At 62.2% G+C, this 21,407-nt stretch carries 18 protein-coding genes; 11 read left to right on the top strand and 7 right to left on the bottom strand.

The annotated features are described in order from the left end of the window. Positions 1-39 precede the first annotated feature (39 nt). From ctaE to ctaC, 3 genes are all read right to left on the bottom strand, one after another. Positions 40-654, bottom strand: coding sequence for an aa3-type cytochrome oxidase subunit III (gene ctaE / locus ACTU46_RS01290; protein WP_443378183.1), 615 nt, complete (start codon positions 652-654; stop codon positions 40-42). 708 nt (positions 655-1,362) lie between these two features. Beyond that, positions 1,363-1,794 carry an aa3-type cytochrome oxidase subunit IV gene (ctaF, locus tag ACTU46_RS01285; protein WP_443378181.1) on the bottom strand — a complete coding sequence of 144 codons (432 nt, stop codon included), beginning with the start codon at positions 1,792-1,794 and terminating at the stop codon, positions 1,363-1,365. A 22-nt stretch (positions 1,795-1,816) separates the two neighbouring features. Continuing rightward, complete coding sequence (ctaC, locus tag ACTU46_RS01280) at positions 1,817-2,902, bottom strand: aa3-type cytochrome oxidase subunit II (RefSeq protein ID WP_443378179.1); 1,086 nt, start codon at positions 2,900-2,902, stop codon at positions 1,817-1,819. Positions 2,903-3,342: 440 nt separating this feature from the next. On the opposite strand from ctaC, the gene asnB reads away from it, so the two are divergent. Continuing rightward, positions 3,343-5,265, top strand: a complete 1,923-nt coding sequence (gene asnB / locus ACTU46_RS01275) for an asparagine synthase (glutamine-hydrolyzing) (protein ID WP_443378177.1) — start codon at positions 3,343-3,345, stop codon at positions 5,263-5,265. Between the two features lie 111 nt (positions 5,266-5,376). On the opposite strand, the gene ACTU46_RS01270 is transcribed toward asnB, so the two are convergent. Then, positions 5,377-5,721 (bottom strand): HesB/IscA family protein, encoded by a 345-nt coding sequence (locus ACTU46_RS01270; protein WP_443378175.1) that lies wholly within the window; start codon positions 5,719-5,721, stop codon positions 5,377-5,379. A gap of 266 nt (positions 5,722-5,987) precedes the next feature. On the opposite strand from ACTU46_RS01270, the gene ACTU46_RS01265 reads away from it, so the two are divergent. Continuing rightward, on the top strand, positions 5,988-6,692 hold the full coding sequence (locus tag ACTU46_RS01265; RefSeq protein ID WP_443378173.1) for a DUF3043 domain-containing protein: 705 nt from the start codon (positions 5,988-5,990) through the stop codon (positions 6,690-6,692). A gap of 115 nt (positions 6,693-6,807) precedes the next feature. Beyond that, complete coding sequence (locus ACTU46_RS01260) at positions 6,808-7,836, top strand: nicotinate-nucleotide--dimethylbenzimidazole phosphoribosyltransferase (RefSeq protein ID WP_443378171.1); 1,029 nt, start codon at positions 6,808-6,810, stop codon at positions 7,834-7,836. A 61-nt stretch (positions 7,837-7,897) separates the two neighbouring features. On the opposite strand, the gene ACTU46_RS01255 is transcribed toward ACTU46_RS01260, so the two are convergent. Beyond that, on the bottom strand, positions 7,898-9,001 hold the full coding sequence (locus tag ACTU46_RS01255; protein ID WP_443378169.1) for a branched-chain amino acid aminotransferase: 1,104 nt from the start codon (positions 8,999-9,001) through the stop codon (positions 7,898-7,900). 126 nt (positions 9,002-9,127) lie between these two features. Here ACTU46_RS01255 and ACTU46_RS01250 point away from each other — a divergent pair, with 126 nt between their 5' ends. Further along, a complete protein-coding gene (locus tag ACTU46_RS01250) occupies positions 9,128-10,633 on the top strand; it encodes a leucyl aminopeptidase (protein WP_443378167.1) in 1,506 nt (501 codons plus the stop codon). Positions 10,634-10,657: 24 nt separating this feature from the next. Here ACTU46_RS01250 and ACTU46_RS01245 read toward each other — a convergent pair whose 3' ends face one another. Continuing rightward, positions 10,658-11,050 carry an oxidoreductase gene (locus tag ACTU46_RS01245; RefSeq protein WP_443378165.1) on the bottom strand — a complete coding sequence of 131 codons (393 nt, stop codon included), beginning with the start codon at positions 11,048-11,050 and terminating at the stop codon, positions 10,658-10,660. A gap of 127 nt (positions 11,051-11,177) precedes the next feature. Here ACTU46_RS01245 and sucB point away from each other — a divergent pair, with 127 nt between their 5' ends. The 7 genes from sucB to ACTU46_RS01210 all read left to right on the top strand — a co-directional run bounded on the left by sucB (position 11,178) and on the right by ACTU46_RS01210 (position 20,849). Further along, positions 11,178-13,217: a 2-oxoglutarate dehydrogenase, E2 component, dihydrolipoamide succinyltransferase gene (sucB, locus tag ACTU46_RS01240; protein WP_443378163.1), complete on the top strand. Its 2,040-nt coding sequence runs from the start codon at positions 11,178-11,180 to the stop codon at positions 13,215-13,217. Between the two features lie 267 nt (positions 13,218-13,484). Next, entirely contained in the window at positions 13,485-16,370 is a 2,886-nt protein-coding gene (gene gcvP / locus ACTU46_RS01235) for an aminomethyl-transferring glycine dehydrogenase (RefSeq protein ID WP_443378161.1), read from the top strand. 16 nt (positions 16,371-16,386) lie between these two features. Next, positions 16,387-17,499 carry a glycine cleavage system aminomethyltransferase GcvT gene (gene gcvT / locus ACTU46_RS01230; RefSeq protein ID WP_443378159.1) on the top strand — a complete coding sequence of 371 codons (1,113 nt, stop codon included), beginning with the start codon at positions 16,387-16,389 and terminating at the stop codon, positions 17,497-17,499. 71 nt (positions 17,500-17,570) lie between these two features. Continuing rightward, the gene (gene gcvH, locus ACTU46_RS01225; protein WP_443378157.1) at positions 17,571-17,963 is read left to right on the top strand and encodes a glycine cleavage system protein GcvH; all 393 of its coding nucleotides are present in this window, start codon (positions 17,571-17,573) and stop codon (positions 17,961-17,963) included. A gap of 112 nt (positions 17,964-18,075) precedes the next feature. Beyond that, positions 18,076-18,840 (top strand): lipoyl(octanoyl) transferase LipB, encoded by a 765-nt coding sequence (lipB, locus tag ACTU46_RS01220; RefSeq protein WP_443378156.1) that lies wholly within the window; start codon positions 18,076-18,078, stop codon positions 18,838-18,840. A gap of 84 nt (positions 18,841-18,924) precedes the next feature. Further along, the gene (gene lipA / locus ACTU46_RS01215; RefSeq protein ID WP_443378154.1) at positions 18,925-19,971 is read left to right on the top strand and encodes a lipoyl synthase; all 1,047 of its coding nucleotides are present in this window, start codon (positions 18,925-18,927) and stop codon (positions 19,969-19,971) included. Between the two features lie 95 nt (positions 19,972-20,066). Continuing rightward, positions 20,067-20,849, top strand: a complete 783-nt coding sequence (locus tag ACTU46_RS01210; RefSeq protein WP_443378152.1) for a DUF4191 domain-containing protein — start codon at positions 20,067-20,069, stop codon at positions 20,847-20,849. A 70-nt stretch (positions 20,850-20,919) separates the two neighbouring features. On the opposite strand, the gene ACTU46_RS01205 is transcribed toward ACTU46_RS01210, so the two are convergent. Next, positions 20,920-21,396 (bottom strand): RDD family protein, encoded by a 477-nt coding sequence (locus ACTU46_RS01205; protein ID WP_443378150.1) that lies wholly within the window; start codon positions 21,394-21,396, stop codon positions 20,920-20,922. Positions 21,397-21,407 lie beyond the last annotated feature (11 nt).

Below are 21,407 nucleotides of genomic sequence, written 5' to 3'. Positions count from 1 at the left end.
GTGAATGGCTGTAGGCCGAAAATCTCGGCGGACTACGGCCTACTGAATGATGTAGATAACGATGAAGACGCCGACCCAGATGACGTCCACGAAGTGCCAGTAGTAGGAGGTCACCATGGCGGCAGTTGCCTGCGCCGGGGTGAACTTCGACTTCTGGGTTCGCAGAAGGATCACAATGAAGGCGATAATGCCTGCCGTCACGTGTGCCATGTGGAAGCCGGTGATGATGTAGAACATCGAACCGAACACGGAGTTCTGGATGGTCACACCAGCGTGAATCATCTCGTAGTACTCAAAGGCCACGAGACCGAGGAAGATCACGCCGAGAAGAACGGTCACCAGATACCACCGGCGCAGCTTGAAAACATCACCCCTTTCAGCTGCAAAGACGCCGAACTGCGAGGTCACCGAAGACGAGATCAGGATAGCCGTAATAACGGCGCCGTAGACCACGTTGAGGTGAGCGGTCTGATCCGCCCAGTCACCTGACTGACCATTGGCACGCGAAGTGAACCACATCGCGAATAGTCCGGCGAAGAACATCAATTCCTGAGACAGGAACACAATGGTGCCGACACTGACCATATTTGGTCGGTTCAGTGCCGCAACACGTTGTGGTGCTGCCATACCTTGGTTAGAAACTACGCTCGTCACGCCTACCAGTATGGCGGTTCGCTGAGCGTAAGTCACTTTGATTCCCCCGCTATGGTGGAAGAAACTCAGAATCGACCTGCACTTTTGTCCCGAGTCTAAAAGTTTCAAAAACTTTCGCGTAACTTGGGAACTTTCTTCCCTTCATTTACGACGCACCATTTCCGCTGGTCATATCGTCCCCCCGGACAACCTTCGGAAGAGGTTAAAAAGCTCTGGGCATAGCTTACCCCAACTCTGGCGATTGATCGAAGATTCATCCGCCGCACACGCAGAGATTCAAATCACAACAGCCGCCCGACGAGAACCCCAAGTTCATACTTTCGGTTGACCCCTTCGTGTCTGGGTGATTCAGTCCCTCCCGAATTCCCCGGACCAGAACCTCGCCTCCCCGGCAGTTCCCGCACCCTCCCCGAGCACTATCCCTGGCAGCCGGCCACCGAGCCAGGCTGGAAGACCCCTAGACCTCACCGGTCTCCCCCACCGCTGCTGCCACAGGATAGAAACTCCGCACACTCCCCGTCTCGCCCTGGCACCGAAGCTCCCCCGCGACACTCCGGCAACCTTTGCCATTGAGTGATCAGGGCCAAGGCCCTAACCATCCCCCAGCGCCAGTTGCCGCCACTCCTACGCCGATCCCCGCGAAGCCGCCCAGACATGGAAAAGCGCCGGAATCCGCAATGGATTCCGGCGCTCAGTCACTGGTGGAAACTAGTGCTTCTCCCTGGGGAGGCCGTACTGCAAGTTCATCATGGCAGCAGTGTAGATGAGCAACAACACACCAAGCACGATCAACCACGCAAGCCAGAAGGCGATGCCCAGGCCAAGAAGAAGGATCGCACCGGACATGGCTGCCGGCCAGATGGAACTGGGGCTGAAGAAGCCCAGGACACCAGCCTTATCGGGGACCTCAGCTTCTTCCCAGTCCTCGGGGAGGACATCCGAACGGCTCGAGGTGAAGTGGAAGTAGACTCCGAGGAAGGTGGTCAGGCCGAAGCCCAGGACCAGGCCGACGACGCCGACCCACTCGGTACGGACCAGATAGGAATCGTCCGCCATAAAGGTGGTGCCGAAGATGTAGATCAGAGCGGTCACTGCCATAAAGGCGGAGAGACCATACATGATCTTTGCGCTTGAGTTCATGGTTTTGTCTTACTCCTCAGCCTTAAACGTTCTCGTTCGGATCGTTGTAGTTGTCACCGTCAGAGGTGTTGCGCTCCGAGTTGAACGGGTGGGTCGTGATCGCGTAGGGCTCCTCACCGATGGCCTCGAGAGCCTGGGAGTTCGGAGCATCCGGGTTCGCCTGGCGGATTGCCAGATATTCCCCGAAAGCCTCCGGTGAGACAACGCGGAGTTCGAAGTTCATCATCGCGTGGTAGGTGCCACACATTTCAGCACAACGGCCGACGAAGGCGCCTTCTTCTTCAATTGCCTCGATCTGGAAAGAACGCTGCTGCTGGTTAGCTTCCGGGTGAGCGAAAGCATCACGCTTGAACAGGAACTCCGGGACCCAGAATGAGTGTGCAACATCGCCGGAGGCGAGGTTGAACTGGATCGGGGTCTGCGAGGGCAGAACCAGAACCGGGATCTCATCGGTGGTGCCGAGGGTCTCGATCTCGTTGTAGTTGAGGTACGAGAGGTCCGACTTGGAGTTGCCGTGGATCGGATTGTTACCGTCCGGGCTCTCCGCGGATTCCTCGGCGATTGCCTGTCGTTCCTCATCGATACCGACATAGTCACTGCCGCCGGTGAGAGATCCCGCGATGTTGGCATAACCGAACTTCCAGTTCCACTGGAAGGCGGTGACGTCAACCTCGACCTCGGGGTTCTTATCGAGTGCGACAACCCTCTCCTGGGTCTGAACCGTGAAGAAGAAGATCACCATGACGATGACGATCGGAGCGATCGTCAACACAAGTTCCAAGGGAACGTTGTACTGCAGCTGCTTCGGGAATTCACCCTCGCCGCGCTTCTCGGCCTTCTTCGCATTCCACTTGCCGAAAACGGCATAGAGGAAGATGCCCCACATGATGAAGCCGATGATCCAGGCTGCGACCCAGACCCACACCCAGAAGTTGCCCATCGCAGTGGCCTCCGGGGTGATGCCTTGCGGCCATCCCATGCGGAGGAAATCGAATACCGCGTTCTCTGGCGGGGCAATGTCACATGCCGCCATTGCGGCACCGGCCAAGCCGATGACGCCGGCGAGCGACGCCTTACGCCCGAAACCGCGCTTGTTTCGCTGATCCACGTGTGTCTGCCTTCCTGTCCACACAAATTCTTAGAACACTTTGGTCCTGTCCTAACTAGGCAGGATAGCCGATCGGGCAGTAGTTTCCCTGCCCAGGGATCCCGCGAGGTCAGTAAAGGACAGACCCGTGTCTTATTAAGCACTTAGGATGTTACAGCCAGCTGGGTTTTCTAGCGAACAACACCCCCTACGTCCCTGTCATTCAAATCACAGCGCATCATACTTAAGATTGAACCCACTTCATCAACCCCATGAGGAGATTCGAGGCATCGGGGAGTTTTTCAACCACTGCCACTCCCCTACCTCTCTTGCGTTCTCCGGGGATTGGCGGTTCCTGAAGATGAGCAGGGTCTCGCATGCCTGTTTAACATGGTGGGGCGCTACACCGTATCGTGAAGGAATCTTCTGTCCCCTTACCTATGAGGAGAACCGTCTAAACCATGTGCGGGCTACTGGGCTTTTTGTCGAGCAATGAGAATGCGGCGAACTTCGTTAACGCTGTAGAAAGGGCCCTGCCGTGCATGCGTCACCGCGGTCCCGACGATGCCGGCACCTGGCATGACAAGGATCTGGTCTTCGGCTTCAACCGACTCTCCATCATCGACCTGGAACACTCCCACCAGCCGTTGCGTTGGGGTCCGCCGGAGAATCCCGACCGTTATGCGCTGACCTTCAACGGCGAGATTTACAACTATCTGGAGCTCCGGGAGGAACTCCAGGCTGCCGGCCATGAGTTCCGGACCTTCGGAGATTCCGAGACCATCGTCGTCGGCTTCCATCATTGGGGCGAGAAGGTCGTCGAGCACCTGCGCGGCATGTTCGGTATCGCCATCTGGGACACCGAGTCCCGTCGACTCTTCCTGGCCCGTGATCAGTTCGGCATTAAGCCGCTGTTCTATGCCACCACGGAGGCCGGCACCATTTTCGCTTCCGAGAAGAAGACCATCCTGGAGATGGCACCCGAGCTGGGTCTAGGCCTTGACCTTGATCGGCGCGCCATTGAGCACTATGTGGACCTGCAGTATGTCCCGGAGCCGGAAAGCCTCCACGCCGGGATCCGTCGACTCGAGTCCGGCTGCACCTCCTTGATCGAGCCCGGTGGCCAACTGGTGCAGGAGCGCTACTTCCGCCCGCAGTTCCCCGTCAAGCCGGTCCCCAAGGGCAGCGAACAGGATCTCTTCGACCGGATCGCCCGCGCCCTGGAGGACAGCGTCGAGAAGCACATGCGTGCCGATGTCACCGTCGGTTCCTTCCTCTCCGGCGGCATCGACTCCACCGCCATCGCGACCTTGGCCAAGCGCCATAACCCCAATCTGCTGACCTTCACCACCGGCTTCGAGCGGGAGGGATATTCAGAGGTCGATGTGGCTGCCGAGTCGGCGGCGGCGATCGGGGTGGAGCACATCGTCAAGATCGTCTCCCCGGAGGAATACGCCAGCGCGATCCCGAAGATCATGTGGTACCTGGATGATCCGGTGGCTGACCCCTCCTTGGTTCCGCTGTATTTTGTCGCGGAGGAAGCCCGTAAGCACGTCAAGGTGGTGCTCTCCGGAGAAGGCGCGGATGAGCTCTTTGGTGGTTATACCATCTACAAGGAGCCACTGTCGCTGGCGCCCTTCGAGAAGATCCCCTCTCCGCTGAAGAAGGGACTCCGCGCGCTCGGCAAGGCACTGCCGGAGGGGGTGAAGGGCAAGTCGCTGCTGGACCGCGGCACCCAGTCGATGGAGGAGCGTTATTACGGTAACGCCCGTTCCTTCAACTTCGAGCAGATGCAGCGGGTGATCCCCTGGGCGAAGCCTGAATGGGATCACCGTGAGGTCACCGCCCCGATCTACGCTCAGTCCACCCACATGGATCCGGTCTCCAGAATGCAGCACCTGGACCTGTTCACCTGGATGCGCGGCGATATCCTGGTCAAGGCCGACAAGATCAACATGGCCAATTCTCTCGAGTTGCGTGTGCCTTTCCTGGACAAGGAGGTCTTCCGGGTGGCGGAGGAGATTCCGCACGAGCTGAAGATCGCCCACGGCACCACCAAGTACGCCCTGCGAAAGGCCATGGAGCAGATCGTGCCGCCGCATGTGTTGCACCGTAAGAAGCTGGGTTTCCCGGTCCCGATGCGTCATTGGCTCGCCGGCGATGAGCTCTTCGGCTGGGCCCAGGACACCATCAATGAGTCCGGTACCGAGGATATCTTCAACAAGCCGGCCGTTCTGGAGATGCTCAAGGAGCACCGCGATGGTGTCTCTGATCATTCCCGTCGACTGTGGACCGTCCTGGCCTTCATGGTGTGGCACGGGATCTTTGTGGAAAAGCGCATCGACCCGCAGATCGAGCACCGCGAGTACCCTGTCGATCTCTAACCTTTGGCGGGCACTGAGCTGAGAAAGAAGGCCCCGGCACCATCCTCTCCGTGAGGGAGGATGGTGCCGGGGCCTTCGCTCTTCACGGGGAAGGGCGTGACAACCTGAGACTTAGTTGAAAGAGTCACCGCAGGCGCAGGCGCCACCGGCATTCGGGTTGTCGATGGTGAAGCCCTGAGACTCGATGGTGTCCGAGAAATCAATCTTCGCACCCATGAGGTAAGGAACGCTCATCTTGTCGACCACGAGGCGAACACCACCGAGGACATCGGTCTTGTCACCGTCGAGGGTGCGGTCATCGAAGTAGAGCTGGTAGCGCAGGCCAGCGCAGCCGCCGGGCTGCACGGCGATACGCAGGGCCAGATCATCACGGCCTTCCTGATCCAGGAGGGTCTTGGCCTTGATGGCTGCCTCATCAGAGAGAACAACACCGGTGCTGGTGGAGGGAGCGGTCATAACTGGGATCTCCTTGCCTTTGAAAACTACTTATTTGTCCGAAACTCTCTCGACCCGGAGGTCCGAAGAGGTTTCCGTGCGCTTACTCTGACGCCTAACCCTACTCCGCTGGGAGCCAATGGGATACCCTGCGGCCCTGCCCTCGTCTGCCGGATCCCGGCAGACGTGAACTCGGGTACCAGGAGAGCCAGTAGGTACATACGGTCCAACAACTCATATCCCACCCTTATTCCCGTTCATTCCCTCAGGCTTGTAGCCTATGGAGTGTGAAACTCCCCTGGCAGAAAAATGAAGACACCCCGGAAGACCTCTCCTCAGCTGAAAACACCTCGGCGGTCGAGGATGCTTCAGGCAACCAGTTCCCCAAGGGCTACACCCCGCCGAAGGGTCGCCCGACCCCGAAGCGTCGTGAGGTGGAGGTCGAACGCGGAGTGATCCGTCCCGCCGGCGGTACGCAGTCCCCGCAGTCGCTGCGTAAGCGTCGTAAAGAAATGAAGGCTTCCATGTCCTCGGCGGAATGGAAGGAGCTCAAGCGCAAGGAGCGGGATGAGAACCGCAAGCGGCAGCGCGAGTCACAGTCCCGCATGGACAGCGGCGATGAGAAGTACCTCCTCCCCCGGGATCAGGGCCCGGAGCGTCGCTTCATCCGCGACTGGGTGGACTCCCGTACCTTCATCAACGGCATGGTCATGCCGGTGGCATTGGTGCTGCTGGTGGTCATGCTGGTGGGAACTTGGGCCCCCACCTTCGCCAATCTCGTCTCCACCTTCGCCATGGTCCTCATCGTCGTCTTCGCGATTGAGGGAGTCATTCTGGGTCGTCGCGCCAGCGCCGCCACCCGCCAGAAATTCCCGAATACCTCACTCGGTGGCTTCACCATGGGTTTCTACGCCTACTCCCGGACCACTCAGCCGCGCCGCTGGCGCACCCCCAAGCCGCAGGTTAAGGCCGGCTCCAAGATCCAGCCTTAAATCCCGCCCCCTATTTCCCGCCCTACCCGCCGTATTCATTCGCCGGCAGGGCGGGATTTCTCTTCCCGAACTAAGGTTGGGAAGTTGAGACATTCCCGCCACAAGGAGGCTATTCATGGATTCGGCAGCTTTGTTCGCCCCCGTCAGCGAGCCCTCAGCGGAGGCCCGGGCACAGTTCGCCGGGCTGGCTGATTCCGCGCCAGAGACCTTCGCCGGCATGGGCCGGCTCGCCGAGGTCGGCTCCTGGCTGAGCGCCTGCCAGGGGTTCTACCCACCCCGCACGATTGAGCGCCCGCGGGTGCTCATCTTCGCCGGTGATCACGGCGTCGCAAAGCAGGGTGTTGATACCGCTGATCCGGCACTTTCAGTGCAACGCGCCGAGGAGCTCACCGCGGGGCAGTCCCCGGTGAACGCCCTGGCCACCGCTGCCGGGGCGGGGGTGCGGTTGGTGGATGTTTCCCTGAATCACGAGGCCTGGGGCGATGAACGGGTCTCCGCGGGTTCCGGGTGCATCGATACCGAGGATGCGATGACTCTGGAACAGTTCGAGCGGGCGCTGGCGATCGGTCGCCAAATCGCCGACCAGGAGGTTGATTTCGGGGCGGATCTGCTGCTCCCGGGCTCCCTGGGAGTGGCCGGCGAGACCGTGGCCACGGCGCTGGCAGGTGCGTTGACCCGCACCGAACCGGTGGCTGTGGTGGGTGCGGGCTATGGCATGACCGAGCAGTTGTGGAAGCAGCGGGTCAAGGTCGTCCGCGATGCCATGTTCCGGGTGCGTTCAGATATTGATCAGCCGCTTGAGGTGCTGCGCAAGATCTCATCGCCCGATTTCGCCGCGCTGGTTGCCTTCTGCGCGCAGGCGGCGGTGCGTCGCACCCCGGTGCTTATCGACGGCCCGCTGGCCACTGTCGCCGCGATGTTCGCCGACCGCCTCGCCCCCGGTGCCCGGGCCTGGTTCCTCGCTGCTCAAGCCAGCGCCACCCCCTCCCAGGCGGCAGCCCTGCGGGATCTCGGCCTGCAACCGCTGCTGGACTTGCAGTTCGACCTGGGGGCCGGTACCGGAGCACTGGCCGCCTTACCACTCCTGCAGACCGCCGGAATCCTGGCCCGCGATGCGGTGGGTGTGGAACCTGAGCCCAACTAAGGCCAGTTCCGGAAACGCCAATGGCCCCTGACTTATTAGTCAGGGGCCATTTGGTCGGTGTTTAGCTGAGCAGCCGGTGCATCCAGCCATGGGTGTCTGCGATGACACCGCGCTGGATCCCGGTCAGGGTTTCGCGCAGTTTCATCGTCACCTGACCGGCCTCGTTATTATTGACCTCGAAGTTACCGTGGTTGGACATGACCGAACCAACCGGTGTGATCACCGCGGCAGTGCCGCAGGCGAAGGCTTCCGTCATCGTCCCGTTGGTGGCATCCGTCTGCCACTCGGTGGTGGTGATACGGCGCTCATCGGTGGTGTACCCGAGATCACGGGCAACCTGCAGGAGTGAATCGCGGGTGATGCCCGGCAGCAGCGAACCGGAGAGTTCCGGCGTGATCACGGTGGTCTTCTCCCCCTCCCCGTAGACGAAGAAGAGGTTCATGCCCCCCATTTCTTCGATGTACTTGCGCTCAATGGCGTCAAGCCACACGACCTGATCGCAACCCTTTTCCGCGGCTTGTGCCTGCGCGAGCAGGGAGGCAGCGTAGTTGCCGGCAAACTTCGCGTCACCGGTACCGCCCGGAGTCGCACGGACATAGTCCTCGCTGAGCCAGACGCTGACCGGCTTCACCCCACCGGTGAAGTACGCGCCCGAGGGAGAAGCGATGACGATGAACTTATAGGCATCCGCCGGGCTGACACCCAGTGAGACCTCGGTGGAGATCATGAAGGGCCGGATGTAGAGCGCCGCCTCACCACCGGCCGCCGGAACCCAGTCACGGTCGATATCAACCAGCAGTCGCAGTGCTTCAACGAAGTCCTCGACGGGCAGCTCCGGCATCGCCATGCGACGTGCGGAACGCTGCATGCGTTCGGCGTTCGCGGTGGGCCGGAAGGTGGCAATGCTGCCGTCCGGCTGACGGTAGGCCTTGATGCCCTCAAAAATCGCCTGACCATAGTGGAATACGGTGGTGGCCGGATCCATGGAGAGCGGAGCGTAGGGCTGCACTTCGGCATTGTGCCAGCCAGCTTCCTCGGTCCAGTCAATTGTCACCATGTGGTCGGTGAAGTTCTTGCCAAACTGCGGGTTGGCCAGGATTTCCTTCAGGCGATCCGGTGACGTCGGGTTTTCGTTCTTGCGCACGGCGAAGTTGAGGGACGTCATAGACAGGTAATTTACACCCAACCAAGTACCTCAGGGCCATCAGTACCGAGATCCCCATTTTCCGGGATGTGATTATGCTGGCGGGAAGTTCCCCGTTATTCGCCAACAAGTGGAGGTAATACACCGGTGAGTGAAAAGTTTGAACTCCCGTCCCGCAGCCCGATCACCGAGCTGGAGCTGAGCAAGAAGCTACCGAAGAAGGCCCAGGCCCTGTTGGTCCCGCTCTTCAAGGGTGAAGAGGGCCCGGAGCTCGCCGCCTCGGGCCTGTTCAGCGATGAGGTTGAGATTGCGGTGCTGCGCCAACTGATCGCCGTCGGCGCCACCGGAGCCCACGCTGAGCTCACCCGGATCCCCGGTACCGCGGAAACTGAGGTTGATTTCCTCATTGCCGTTGGACTGGGCGACGCCGAAGAACTTGATGAAGAAAAGCTGCGTCGCGCCGCTGGCGCGGCCGGCCGATCCCTCAAGGGTTTGGAATCCGTGGCCACCACGCTCGGGGCTTTCGGTCTCAGGGCCGCGGTCGAGGGCATCGTGTTGGGCGCTTATACCTACCCCGGTATCCGCAGTGAGGAAGACAGCCCCGCCAAGCAGCCGGTCAAGAAGGTGACCTTCATCGGTGATCCGAAGACTGACAAGGATGAGTTTGTCGCCGCCCAGATCACCGCAGAGTCGGTCATCCTGGCCCGCGATCTAGTGAACACCCCCTCCTCACACCTCTACCCAGAATCCTATGCCGCGATCATCGCGGCGGAGGCCGCACACTTCGGCGTTGAGGTGGAGATTCTCGATGAGAAGTCACTGCAGAAGCAGGGCTTCGGCGGCATCCTAGCGGTGGGTCGGGGTTCCGAACGTGGCCCCCGGCTGGTCCGCTTGAGCTGGTCCCCGCGCAAGGCCAAGACCTCGGTGGCACTGGTGGGCAAGGGCATCACCTTCGACACCGGCGGCATCTCCTTGAAGCCGGCCTCGAAAATGGAGGACATGATCTCCGACATGGGTGGCTCAGCGGTCATGGTCGCCACCATTTTCGCGGCGGCCCGACTGAACCTGAACCTCTCGATCACCGCCACCCTGCCGCTGGCGGAGAACATGCCCAGTGGCTCGGCCACCCGCCCCGGCGATGTGATTACCCACTACGGTGGACTGACCTCCGAGGTCATCAACACCGATGCCGAGGGGCGCATCGTGCTCGCCGATGCGCTGGCCCGTGCCAGTGAGGATGAGCCCGACTACCTGATCGAGACAGCCACGCTCACTGGGGCGCAGATGGTTGCCCTCGGAGCGAAGACCTCCGGCGTCATGGGCTCCGATGAGTTCCGTGACCGGGTCGCCGAAACCGGCCGCAAGGTCGGCGAGCCCGCATGGGCGATGCCGCTGCTCGAGGAGCAGGAGGAGGAGCTGAAGTCCCCGGTCGCCGACATCCGCAACTCCCATAACTCCCGCAACGCCGGGATGCTTTTCGCCGGTCTCTACCTCTCCCGCTTCATCGGCGAAGATATCCAGTGGGCACATGTCGACATCGCCGGCCCTTCCTTCAACAACGGCGGGGTGTCTGGTTACACCCCGAAGCGTGCCACCGGTGTGCCGGTGCGGACCTTCGTCGCCCTGCTGCAGGAACTGGCGGCGGAAGCCTGACCCCCGATTTACCCCCGCCGGAAACTAATCCGGCAGCTCGCCGCGTTCGAATTTCGCGCGGCGAGTTTTTTGTTCCTCCCGCTTCCGCAACAGCCTGTCTCTTTCAATACGGGTACGCATCCGCTGCGGGTAACCGGTTTCCTCCACGTCAAAAACCGGGCACTTCAGGAGTTTCTGAACTGCATCAATTCCCTTGGGCCCGCCGATGCGGCGCCGAATGAACTCGCCCCGCTCGTCGACCAGCACCACAGACATCTCATTGATCAAGGTTTCTGGTTCGATGTAGGCCTCGATATGGGCGCGGCCGGCAGCCCAGTTCTGCAACGTCGTCCGATCCTCGGGACGGATGGTTTCACCGGGACCGCGGGGCGGACGAAGATTGGACTTGGCCTTCCGTCGGCCGAATAGACTGAACACGCTTTACAATCATAGAGACTTACTGCGCCCAATTGGGTACCTCCGGGCCACACTCGTTCGGGCGAACCGGTACGCTCTTAGCTATTAGCATTCGTTTTACGACACGACTTTCGAGGAGTCTTTAATAATGGCGTTCTCCGTAGAGATGCCCGAACTGGGCGAATCCGTAACCGAGGGTACGATCACCCAGTGGCTGAAGCAGGTTGGTGACACCGTCGAGGTTGATGAGCCGCTGCTCGAGGTCTCCACCGACAAGGTTGACACGGAGATCCCCTCTCCCGTTGCCGGCACCATCATCGAGATCAGGGCTGAGGAAGACGACACCATCGATGTCGGCGCCGTGATTGCCATTATCGGCGAGGCTGATGAAGCCCCGGCATCGGAAGAGACGGCCCCCGCGGAGGACCCCGTTGAAGAGGCTGCTCCCGCCTCCGAGGAAACCGAAGAGGTTTCCGGCGAGTCCACCGACGTTGAGATGCCGGAACTCGGCGAATCCGTCACCGAGGGCACCATCACCCAGTGGCTCAAGCAGGTCGGCGACACCGTCGAAGTTGATGAGCCGCTACTCGAGGTCTCCACCGACAAGGTCGACACCGAGATCCCCTCCCCCGTCGCCGGCACCATCGTCGAGATCCTCGCTGAGGAAGACGACACCGTCGACGTCGGCGCCGTGATCGCCCGCATCGGCGACGCCGCCGCCAAGGCTGCCCCCAAGAAGGAGGCACCCAAGGCCGAAGAAAAGAAGGCTGAGCCCGCCGAAGAGGCTGCACCTGAGTCTGATGCTGCTCCCGCCTCCGAGGAAGCCGAAGAGGTTTCCGGCGAGTCCACCGACGTTGAGATGCCGGAACTCGGCGAATCCGTCACCGAGGGCACCATCACCCAGTGGCTCAAGCAGGTCGGCGACACCGTCGAAGTTGATGAGCCGCTACTCGAGGTCTCCACCGACAAGGTCGACACCGAGATCCCCTCCCCCGTCGCCGGCACCATCGTCGAGATCCTCGCTGAGGAAGACGACACCGTCGACGTCGGCGCCGTGATCGCCCGCATCGGCGACGCCGCCGCCAAGGCTGCCCCCAAGAAGGAGGCACCCAAGGCCGAAGAAAAGAAGGCTGAGCCGAAGAAGGAAGCCCCCAAGGTTGAGGCTCCCAAGGTTGAGACCAAGAAGGAAGCGCCCAAGGCCGAAGAGAAGAAGGCTGAGCCGAAGAAGGAAGCTCCCAAGGCCTCCGCTTCCGGCGATAACGTTCCTTATGTCACTCCGCTGGTTCGCAAGCTGGCCGAGAAGCACGGCGTTGACCTCAACACCGTGACCGGCTCCGGCATCGGTGGCCGTATCCGCAAGCAGGATGTCCTGGCTACTGCCGAGGGTGGCTCCGCTGCCCCGGCTGCCGAGGACAAGGGCGAGCGCAGCAACTGGTCCACCAAGTCCGTTGACCCGGCTAAGGCTGAGCTGATCGGCACCACCCAAAAGGTGAACCGTATCCGCCAGATCACCGCCTCGAAGATGGTTGAGTCCCTGCAGACCTCTGCCCAACTCACCCATGTCCAGGAAGTCGACATGACCCGCGTCAGCGAGCTGCGCAAGGCCAACAAGCCTGCCTTCATCGAGAAGCACGGTGTCAACCTGACCTACCTGCCCTTCTTCGTCAAGGCTGCTGCTGAGGCTCTGGTTTCTCACCCGAACGTCAACGCGTCCTACAACGCCGAGACCCATGAGATGACCTACCACGAGCATGTCAACATCGCGATTGCCGTTGACACCCCCCAGGGCTTGCTCGTCCCGGTCATCAAGAAGGCCGAGACCCTGTCCCTGCCGGAGATCGCCCAGGAGATCGCTGCGCTGGCTGACCGTGCACGCAACAAGAAGCTGCGTCCCGATGATCTCTCCGGTGGTACCTTCACCGTGACCAACATCGGTTCCGAAGGTGCCCTGCTGGATACCCCGGTTCTGACCCCGCCGCAGGCCGGCATCCTGGGTACCGCCGCCATCGAGAAGCGTCCGGTTGTCGTCACCGATGAGGGGATTGATTCCATCGCGATCCGTCAGATGGCTTACCTGCCCTTCACCTACGACCACCAGGTCGTCGACGGTGCGGATGCAGGCCGCTTCATCACCACCATCAAGGACCGCTTGGAGACCGCTGACTTCCAGGCTGATCTGCAGCTCTGAGTCACTTCTGAGTGAGTCAGTTTAACCGCCGGCCTACCCCTTGAACGGGGTGGGTCGGCGGTTTTTTCATCGGCCGAGGGGACTTTCCCGATGCCGGAAATATGATCTTTCACACTGCGCTGAGGTCAGCGACAGCAGTCCATGGCCCCTCGTGGCCCTGAACTCCCCCGGCCCGCGGGACCAAACTGACAATTGGGGATAGACAAACCCATATAATGGCGGCGAAGACTAAAATATTTCCCCCTAACTAAGGAGATACTGAGCCGTATGTCACTGACCCCGGTCAACGATCCCGCCTCCTACCTGGCGCGACACCTCGGGCCGAACAGCACCGAGCAGCAGTCCATGCTCAATGCACTCGGCTATTCCTCCCTGGATGCGCTGATCGACGCCGCTCTCCCGGCTGATATCCGGGCCACTCAGGTCTCCTCCCTAGGCGAGGCCCTGAGCGAGACCGATGCCCAGGCGAAGCTGCGCTCCTACGCCGATAAGAACGTCGTCTTGAAGTCTTTCTTCGGTCAGGGTTTCTCCGATACCATCACTCCCCCGGTGATCCGCCGCGGCGTGGTCGAGGATGCCGGCTGGTACACCGCCTACACCCCCTACCAGCCGGAGATCTCCCAGGGCCGGCTGGAGGCGCTGCTGAACTACCAGACTATGATCAACGAGCTCACCGGTCTCCCGGTCTCCAACGCCTCCCTGTTGGATGAGGCTTCCGCCGTGGCCGAGGCCGTCGGTCTGATGTCACGTTCCCAGAAGAAGGGACGCCGGGTCATTCTCGATGCCCGGCTGCACCCGCAGGTGCTGGGTGTGGCTGCCGAGCGCGCCCGCGCCATCGATCTCGAGGTGGAGATCACCGAGCTGACTGGTGATCTCGTCGGTGAGGATCTGATCGGCGTCGTCATCGCCTACCCCGGTACCGAGGGTGACCTCTCGGATCCTCGCGCCATCATCGAAGACATCCACACCCGCGGCGGCTTAGCCACCATGGTCACCGACCCGCTGTCGCTGCTGCTGCTGACCTCCCCCGGTGAACTCGGCGCTGATATCGCCGTCGGTTCCTCCCAGCGTTTCGGTGTCCCGCTGTTCTTCGGTGGCCCGCACGCCGCGTATATGGCGGTCGCGGACAAGCTCAAGCGTCAGATGCCGGGTCGCCTGGTCGGTGTCTCCGTGGATGCTGAGGGCTACCCGGCCTACCGCCTCGCGCTGCAGACCCGTGAGCAGCACATCCGTCGTGAGCGTGCGACCTCCAACATCTGTACCGCGCAGGCCCTGCTGGCCGTCACCGCCTCTATGTACGCCGTGTACCACGGCCCCCAGGGCCTGAAGAACATCGCGGATCGCATTCACGGTCTGGCCGCGGACTTCGCCGCCACGGTGGCGACCGCCGAGGGTGTCGAGCTGGTCAACGAGACCTTCTTCGACACCGTCACCGTCACCACCGCTGGCCGCGCACAGGAGATCACCGAGGCGCTGGCCGAGGCCGGATACCTGGTGCGCCCGGTCGATGCCGACAAGGTCTCCGTCTCCTTCGGCGAGTCCGCCATCGCTGCGGACGTCGAGAAGCTCACCGCCGCATTCGGGGCCACCTCGGTGGTCAGCGGTGACGCCGCCGCTGCCATTCCGGCCACCATCGTGCGGGAAGAGCTGCCGCTGACCCACCCGATCTTCAACCAGATCCACTCCGAAACCCAGATGATGCGTTACCTGCGCATGCTCGGGGACAAGGACCTGGCGCTGGACCGCACCATGATTCCGCTGGGTTCCTGCACCATGAAGTTGAACCCGACCGCCGGTATGGAGACCATCACCTGGCCCGAGTTCGCCAATATCCACCCCTATGCCCCGGATTCCCAGACCGCCGGCTGGCGTGAACTGATCGCGGAACTTGAGGACTGGCTGGCCATTCTGACCGGTTATGCCAAGGTTTCGGTACAGCCGAATGCCGGCTCCCAGGGCGAGCTGGCCGGCCTGCTGGCCATCCGCCGCTATCATGTCGCCAACGGTGACACCGAGCGCGATATCTGCCTGGTTCCGGCTTCCGCCCACGGCACCAACGCCGCCTCCGCCACCCTGGCCAAGCTACGCGTCGTCGTGGTGGCCACTGCGGAGGATGGCTCTATCAACCTCGATGACCTAGATGCCAAGCTCGAGCAGCACGGCGATCGGGTCGCTGCCATCATGATCACCTACCCCTCGACCCACGGCGTTTTCGAGGATACCGTCCGCACCGTCTGCGAGAAGGTCCACGCCAGCGGCGGCCAGGTCTACATTGACGGCGCCAACATGAACGCCCTGACCGGACTGGCACAGCCGGGTCAGTTCGGTGGCGATGTCTCCCACCTGAACCTGCACAAGACCTTCACCATTCCCCACGGGGGCGGTGGCCCGGGCGTCGGTCCGGTCGCGGTGGCTGAGCACCTGGTGCCTTTCCTGCCCACTGACCCCACCACCGCTGTGCCCGAGGCTCCCGCCCCGGGTGATCGCGGTGTGCCGATCTCCGGCACCAACCACGGCTCCGCCGGTGTGCTGCAGATTCCCTGGGCCTATATCGCGATGACCGGCTCCGAGGGTCTGGCTTCGGTCACCGCGCACGCCATCTTGGGAGCGAACTACCTCGCCGCCCAGCTCCGGGATTCCTTCCCGGTCCTCTACACCGGTGCCAATGATCTGGTCGCCCACGAGTGCATCCTGGATCTGCGTGCGCTGACGGATGCCTCCGGGGTGACCGCTGCGGATGTCGCCAAGCGCCTGATCGATTTCGGCTTCCACGCCCCGACCCTGGCCTTCCCGGTCGCCGGCACCCTGATGGTGGAGCCGACCGAGTCCGAGGACCTGGCCGAGATTGACCGTTTCATCGAGGCCATGCGCATCATCCGCGCCGAGATCCAGGAGATCATCGAGGGCAAGATCGCCTACGAGGATTCCGTGATCCGCCACGCCCCCTACACCTCCTTCGCCGTCACCCGCGACAACTGGGAGTACAAGTTCAGCCGCGAACAGGCCGCCTTCCCGGTCTCCGACCTGCGTAAGAACAAGTATTTCCCGCCGGTGCGTCGTCTGGACGAGGCCTACGGTGACCGCAACCTGGTCTGTTCCTGCCCGCCGCCCGAGGCTTTCGACTTCACCAACGAACACGACACCGACAACTAGGAAGGTTTTGGACGTCATGACTGAACACACTCTGCGGGAATCCCCGCTACATTCCGAGCACGAGCAGCTCGGGGCCAGCTTCACCGCCTTCGGCCCCTGGAACATGCCGCTGAAGTATGACTCCGAGCTCGCCGAGCACAAGGCCGTGCGCGAGGCGGCTGGGCTCTTCGACCTCTCCCACATGGGTGAGGTCCGGGTCACCGGTCCGGAGGCCGGCGCCTTCCTTGATCATGCGTTGATCTCCCAGCTCTCCACCATCGCGATCGGCCGCGCCAAGTACTCGATGATCGTTAATGAGCGCGGTGGCATCCTGGATGACCTGATCACCTACCGCCTGGGTGAGAACGAGTTTCTCGTGGTCCCCAATGCCGGCAACGCCAGCACCGTGTTCGCTGCCCTGCAGGAGCGTGCCGCGGGCTTCGATGTCGTCCTCGGCGATGAGTCCCTGGCCACCGCGTTGATTGCCGTCCAGGGACCGAAGTCCCTGGATATCCTGCTCTCCCTGACCGACGAGGAGGATGTCGAGGACATCCGCGCCGCGAAGTACTACTCCGCGTTGCTCGCCACCGTCGCCGGCGTTGATGTCCTGGTGGCCCGCACCGGCTACACCGGTGAGGACGGCTTCGAGCTCTACGCCCCGAACATTGAGGCACCGGTGCTGTGGAACAAGCTTCTCGACGCCGGCGCCGGCCGGGGTCTGTTGCCCTGTGGCCTGGCCGCCCGCGATTCGCTGCGCCTGGAGGCTGGCATGCCGCTCTACGGCAACGAGCTCTCGGTGGACCTGACTCCGAAGGACGCCGGCCTCGGCGTGCTGATCGGCAAGAAGAAGGAGAGCTTCTTCGGTAAGGAAGCCCTCGATGCCCAGGCTGAGCCCACCCGCGCGATGGTCGGTCTGAGCAGTGAGGGTCGCCGTGCGGCACGCTCCGGCGCAGCGCTTTTCGACGCCGAGGGCAAGGAGGTCGGCGTGGTCACCTCCGGCCAGCCCTCCCCCACCCTGGGGTACCCGGTGGCGCTGGCTTACCTCGACCGTGAGCTGGCAACCCCCGGTACCACCCTCGAGGTTGATATCCGCGGCAAACGTTATCCCTTTGCCGTGGTGGAAACCCCCTTCTACAAGCGGGCCAAGTAGCCCACCAGCCGGGCTCGCCCGCGCTAGACTCAGTCATCGACGATAATCCCTGATCAGGAAGGCCTTAAGCCATGGCAACTCTGCCCGAGAACTTCTCCTACTCCGAGGACCACGAGTGGATCGACGCTGCAACTGATGTAGCCGCCGGAACCACCGTCAAGATCGGTATCACCTCCGTCGCCACTGATCGTCTCGGCGAGGTCGTCTTCGCTGAGCTTCCCGAGGTCGGCGACACCGTGACCCACTCCGAGACCTGTGGCGAGGTGGAGTCCACCAAGTCGGTGTCCGACCTCTACGCCCCGGTCTCCGGCACCGTCACCGCCGTCAATGACGCGGTCCACGATGACTACGCCATCATCAACAACGACCCCTTCGGTGAGGGTTGGCTGTTCCAGGTCGAGGTCTCCGAGGCTGGTCCGCTGGCCACCGCTGCGGAGTACGCCAAGGCTAACGGCATCGCCTAAGCACCGTTTCACGAACTGAGGGACCCGCAGCACCGCTTTCCTGCGGTGCTGCGGGTTTCAGCTTTCCCCGGGGCAGGCGCCGATACCCCCGACGAGTACCCTGGAAGCCATCATGACAGCCCCACGTGACCCCTTTTTCCCGGCCGATAAATCCATCCGCGCGGCCGCAGATCCCCTCGAGATCCGCTATCTCGGCACACTCGGATATCAGGAGGCCTGGGATCTCCAGTCCGAACTGGCTGCCCAGCGCGCCCGTGATGAGATCGGTGACACGATCCTGGTACTGGAGCATCCCAGCATCTACACCGCTGGAAAACGCACCCAGCCCGAGGACCGGCCCACCAATGAGCTGCCGGTCATCGATGTCGACCGCGGTGGCCGGATCACCTGGCACGGTCCCGGACAGCTCGTCGTCTACCCCATCCTCAAGCTCGCGGAGCCGGTCGATGTCGTCGATTATGTCCGCCGTCTGGAGGAGGCGCTGATCCACGTTGCCCGCCAGGCGGGGGTCACCGCAGCCGGGCGTATCGACGGCCGCTCCGGGGTCTGGGTCCCTGCCCATGACAGCCGCGAGGATGCCAAGGTCGCGGCCCTGGGCATCCGCATCACCCGAGGTGTGACCATGCACGGGGTCGCCCTCAATTGCTCGAACACCCTGGAGTTCTACGAGCACATCATCCCCTGCGGCATCACCGATGCCGGGGTCACCACCCTCACCCGCGAACTGGGGAGCCAGGTCACCGTCGAAGAAATGACCCAGCCGCTGTTGAATGCCCTGGAAGAGGTGCTCTCCGGCCGGATGCAGGTCGCTGACCATACCTTCGGCTCCGCGCCGGACCCCACCAAAGGACTGAGCCGGAAATTGCAGCGGAGCTGAAGCCCCTATTCCCCTTCTCAGCCGAATGTGCCCCATTCCACAGCTGTTAGACCACTCTATTTTTGAAAGGTAGGCTTAGCCACTGTGACTACCACTACTGAAGGACGCAAGCTTCTCCGCATCGAGGCCCGTAACTCTCAAACCCCGATCGAGGCCAAACCTAAATGGATCAAGACCTCAGTAAAAACGGGTCCGGAGTATCAGGACATGAAGAAGCGCGTTTCCGGCGCTTCGCTGCATACTGTGTGCCAGGAGGCCGGTTGCCCCAACATCCATGAGTGCTGGGAGTCCCGCGAGGCTACCTTCCTCATCGGCGGTGCCAATTGCTCCCGTCGTTGTGACTTCTGCATGATCAACTCCGCCAAGCCGGAGCCGCTGGACCGTGATGAGCCCCGCCGCGTGGCGGAAAGCGTCCGCGAGATGAACTTGAATTACTCCACCATCACCGGTGTCACCCGTGATGATCTCGAGGACGAGGGTGCTTGGCTCTACGCTGAGGTCGTCCGCCAGATCCACGAGCTCAACCCGAACACCGGTGTGGAGAACCTGGTCCCGGACTTCTCCGGCAAGCCGGATCTCCTGCAGCAGGTCTTTGAATCCCGTCCCGAGGTCTTCGCCCACAACCTGGAGACCGTGCCGCGCATCTTCAAGCGCATCCGCCCGGCCTTCCGTTATGACCGCTCCCTGGACGTTATCCGCCAGGCCCGTGACTTCGGTCTGATCACCAAGTCCAACCTGATCTTGGGCATGGGTGAGACCGAGGAAGAGGTCCAGTCCGCGCTGCGTGATCTGCATGAGGCCGGCACCGACATCATCACCATCACCCAGTACCTGCGCCCCGGCCCGATGTACCATCCCATCGATCGCTGGGTGAAGCCGGAGGAGTTCGTCGCTCACTCCGATTACGCCAAGGAACTCGGTTTCGCCGCCGTCATGTCCGGCCCCTTGGTCCGGTCCTCCTACCGGGCTGGTCGCCTGTGGGCGGAAGCCATGCGTTTCCACGGGCGCGAGATCCCGGAGAACCTCAAGCACCTTGAGGTCACCTCCCAGGGCGCCACCTCCCAGGAGGCCTCCACGCTACTGGCGAAGTACGGCCCTTCAGAGGACACCCCGGTCTCCACTTCCCGTTAAGACCGGTCCCCGATTTTCAACGGGGCCGGGGCTGCCAGTAGGCGGCCTCGGCCCCGTTTCTGGTTTCCCGCTTGAGATCGCCTAATGTATATGTCATGGCAGATGCGAAGAAGCAGGCTGAAAAGGCCGCAAAGAAGGAGGCCCGCAAGCAGAAGCGGGCGCAGCGTACCCAGACCTGGAAACAGCTGTGGCAGGCGTTTAACATCCAGCGCAAGCAGGACAAGAAGCTCATCCCCTACATGGCTCTCGCCATTGTCGGGCTGGGTGCACTGTTCTTCTTCATCGGACTGATCTTTAACGGTCAGTGGTGGATGCTCCCGATCGGTATCGCCGTCGGTTTCATGCTGGCGATGTTCATCTTCACCCGCCGCCTGGAATCCTCGATGTACGACCGCGCCTCAGAGCAGGCTGGTTCGGCAGGGTGGGCCGTGGAGAACCTGCGTAATTCCCCCGGTGTTGAGTGGCGTTCGAAGACCGCTGTCGCCGCCACCACCCAGATGGATGCGGTGCACCGGGTGGTTGGGGTCCCGGGTGTCGTGCTCGTCGGCGAAGGTGAGATGCACCGTCTCCGCCCGCTGCTGAACCAGCAGAAGAAGCGCATCAACCGGATCGCCGGTGGGGTGCCGGTCTATGAGATCATCGTCGGCGAGGGCGAGGACCGGGTGCAGCTGCGCAATCTGCAGCGCTCCCTGCTGAAGCTCCCCCGCAACTACAAGAAGAACGAGGTCGGCCCGATCGCCGCAAAGATCGAGGCGATGGATAATGTCGGTTCCGGCAATATGGCCGCTGGCCTCCCGAAGGGCCCGATGCCCAAGGGCGCGAGCATGTCCGGCATGAACCGCCGTACCCGCCGCGCATCGGAGCGCCGGGAGAAGTAGTCCCGCTTCACCGCATCAACCATGAAGCCCCCGTCTGAGACGGGGGCTTCATGGTGTCTTCAGCTAAGAATCAACCGCGGATGACCGCAGTGCCGGTGCCGCGGTCATGCATCCCCCGGCCGTCTGCGTCGACGAGTACGGCGGGGAGGAGGAAGGCGGTCAGCACCGTGCGCAGCAGCGCACGGATGAAGCCCACCCGGGCGCCTGGGATGTCGATACGCGCCACGCCCATGCCCAGGACCGCCTGGCCGGGGGTGCGGGCCAGTAGCCACACCGAAACCACGCCGATGATCACGAAGATTCCCAGGGTCATGGTGGCTACGTCCCCGAACCAGTCGGTGAACATATGGATGAAGTTCGCGATGATCCAGGCGATGATCCAGTCGATGAACACCCCGCCGAGCCGCCGCATCACCGGGGCCAGGGACCGTTCCCCCTTCTCCGGGAAGCCGAGCTTCTCACCGGGCCATTGTCCTGGTGCCAGGGGGTCATCATTTTCCGCGGGGATTTGCGGCCCCTCTATCCAACTACGCTTCTGGTTCGCCATGAACTCCAATC

It is taken from the genome of Corynebacterium sp. A21, assembly GCF_052266655.1.
Taxonomy (GTDB): Bacteria; Actinomycetota; Actinomycetes; order Mycobacteriales; family Mycobacteriaceae; genus Corynebacterium.
The sequence above is the reverse complement of the archived record's forward strand: the minus strand, read 5'-3'. Positions and strand labels throughout refer to the sequence as shown.

What these genes read in the sequence shown, in the direction of transcription:
- gcvT (WP_443378159.1), top strand. Translation starts at nt 16,387, where the DNA reads ATGACTGAACACACTCTGCGGGAATCCCCGCTACATTCCGAGCACGAG.
- gcvH (WP_443378157.1), top strand. Translation starts at nt 17,571, where the DNA reads ATGGCAACTCTGCCCGAGAACTTCTCCTACTCCGAGGACCACGAGTGG.
- ACTU46_RS01205 (WP_443378150.1), bottom strand. Translation starts at nt 21,396, where the DNA reads ATGGCGAACCAGAAGCGTAGTTGGATAGAGGGGCCGCAAATCCCCGCG.
- ctaF (WP_443378181.1), bottom strand. Translation starts at nt 1,794, where the DNA reads ATGAACTCAAGCGCAAAGATCATGTATGGTCTCTCCGCCTTTATGGCA.
- ACTU46_RS01255 (WP_443378169.1), bottom strand. Translation starts at nt 9,001, where the DNA reads ATGACGTCCCTCAACTTCGCCGTGCGCAAGAACGAAAACCCGACGTCA.
- ACTU46_RS01270 (WP_443378175.1), bottom strand. Translation starts at nt 5,721, where the DNA reads ATGACCGCTCCCTCCACCAGCACCGGTGTTGTTCTCTCTGATGAGGCA.
- lipB (WP_443378156.1), top strand. Translation starts at nt 18,076, where the DNA reads ATGACAGCCCCACGTGACCCCTTTTTCCCGGCCGATAAATCCATCCGC.
- ACTU46_RS01210 (WP_443378152.1), top strand. Translation starts at nt 20,067, where the DNA reads ATGGCAGATGCGAAGAAGCAGGCTGAAAAGGCCGCAAAGAAGGAGGCC.
- sucB (WP_443378163.1), top strand. Translation starts at nt 11,178, where the DNA reads ATGGCGTTCTCCGTAGAGATGCCCGAACTGGGCGAATCCGTAACCGAG.
- asnB (WP_443378177.1), top strand. Translation starts at nt 3,343, where the DNA reads ATGTGCGGGCTACTGGGCTTTTTGTCGAGCAATGAGAATGCGGCGAAC.
- gcvP (WP_443378161.1), top strand. Translation starts at nt 13,485, where the DNA reads ATGTCACTGACCCCGGTCAACGATCCCGCCTCCTACCTGGCGCGACAC.
- ACTU46_RS01260 (WP_443378171.1), top strand. Translation starts at nt 6,808, where the DNA reads ATGGATTCGGCAGCTTTGTTCGCCCCCGTCAGCGAGCCCTCAGCGGAG.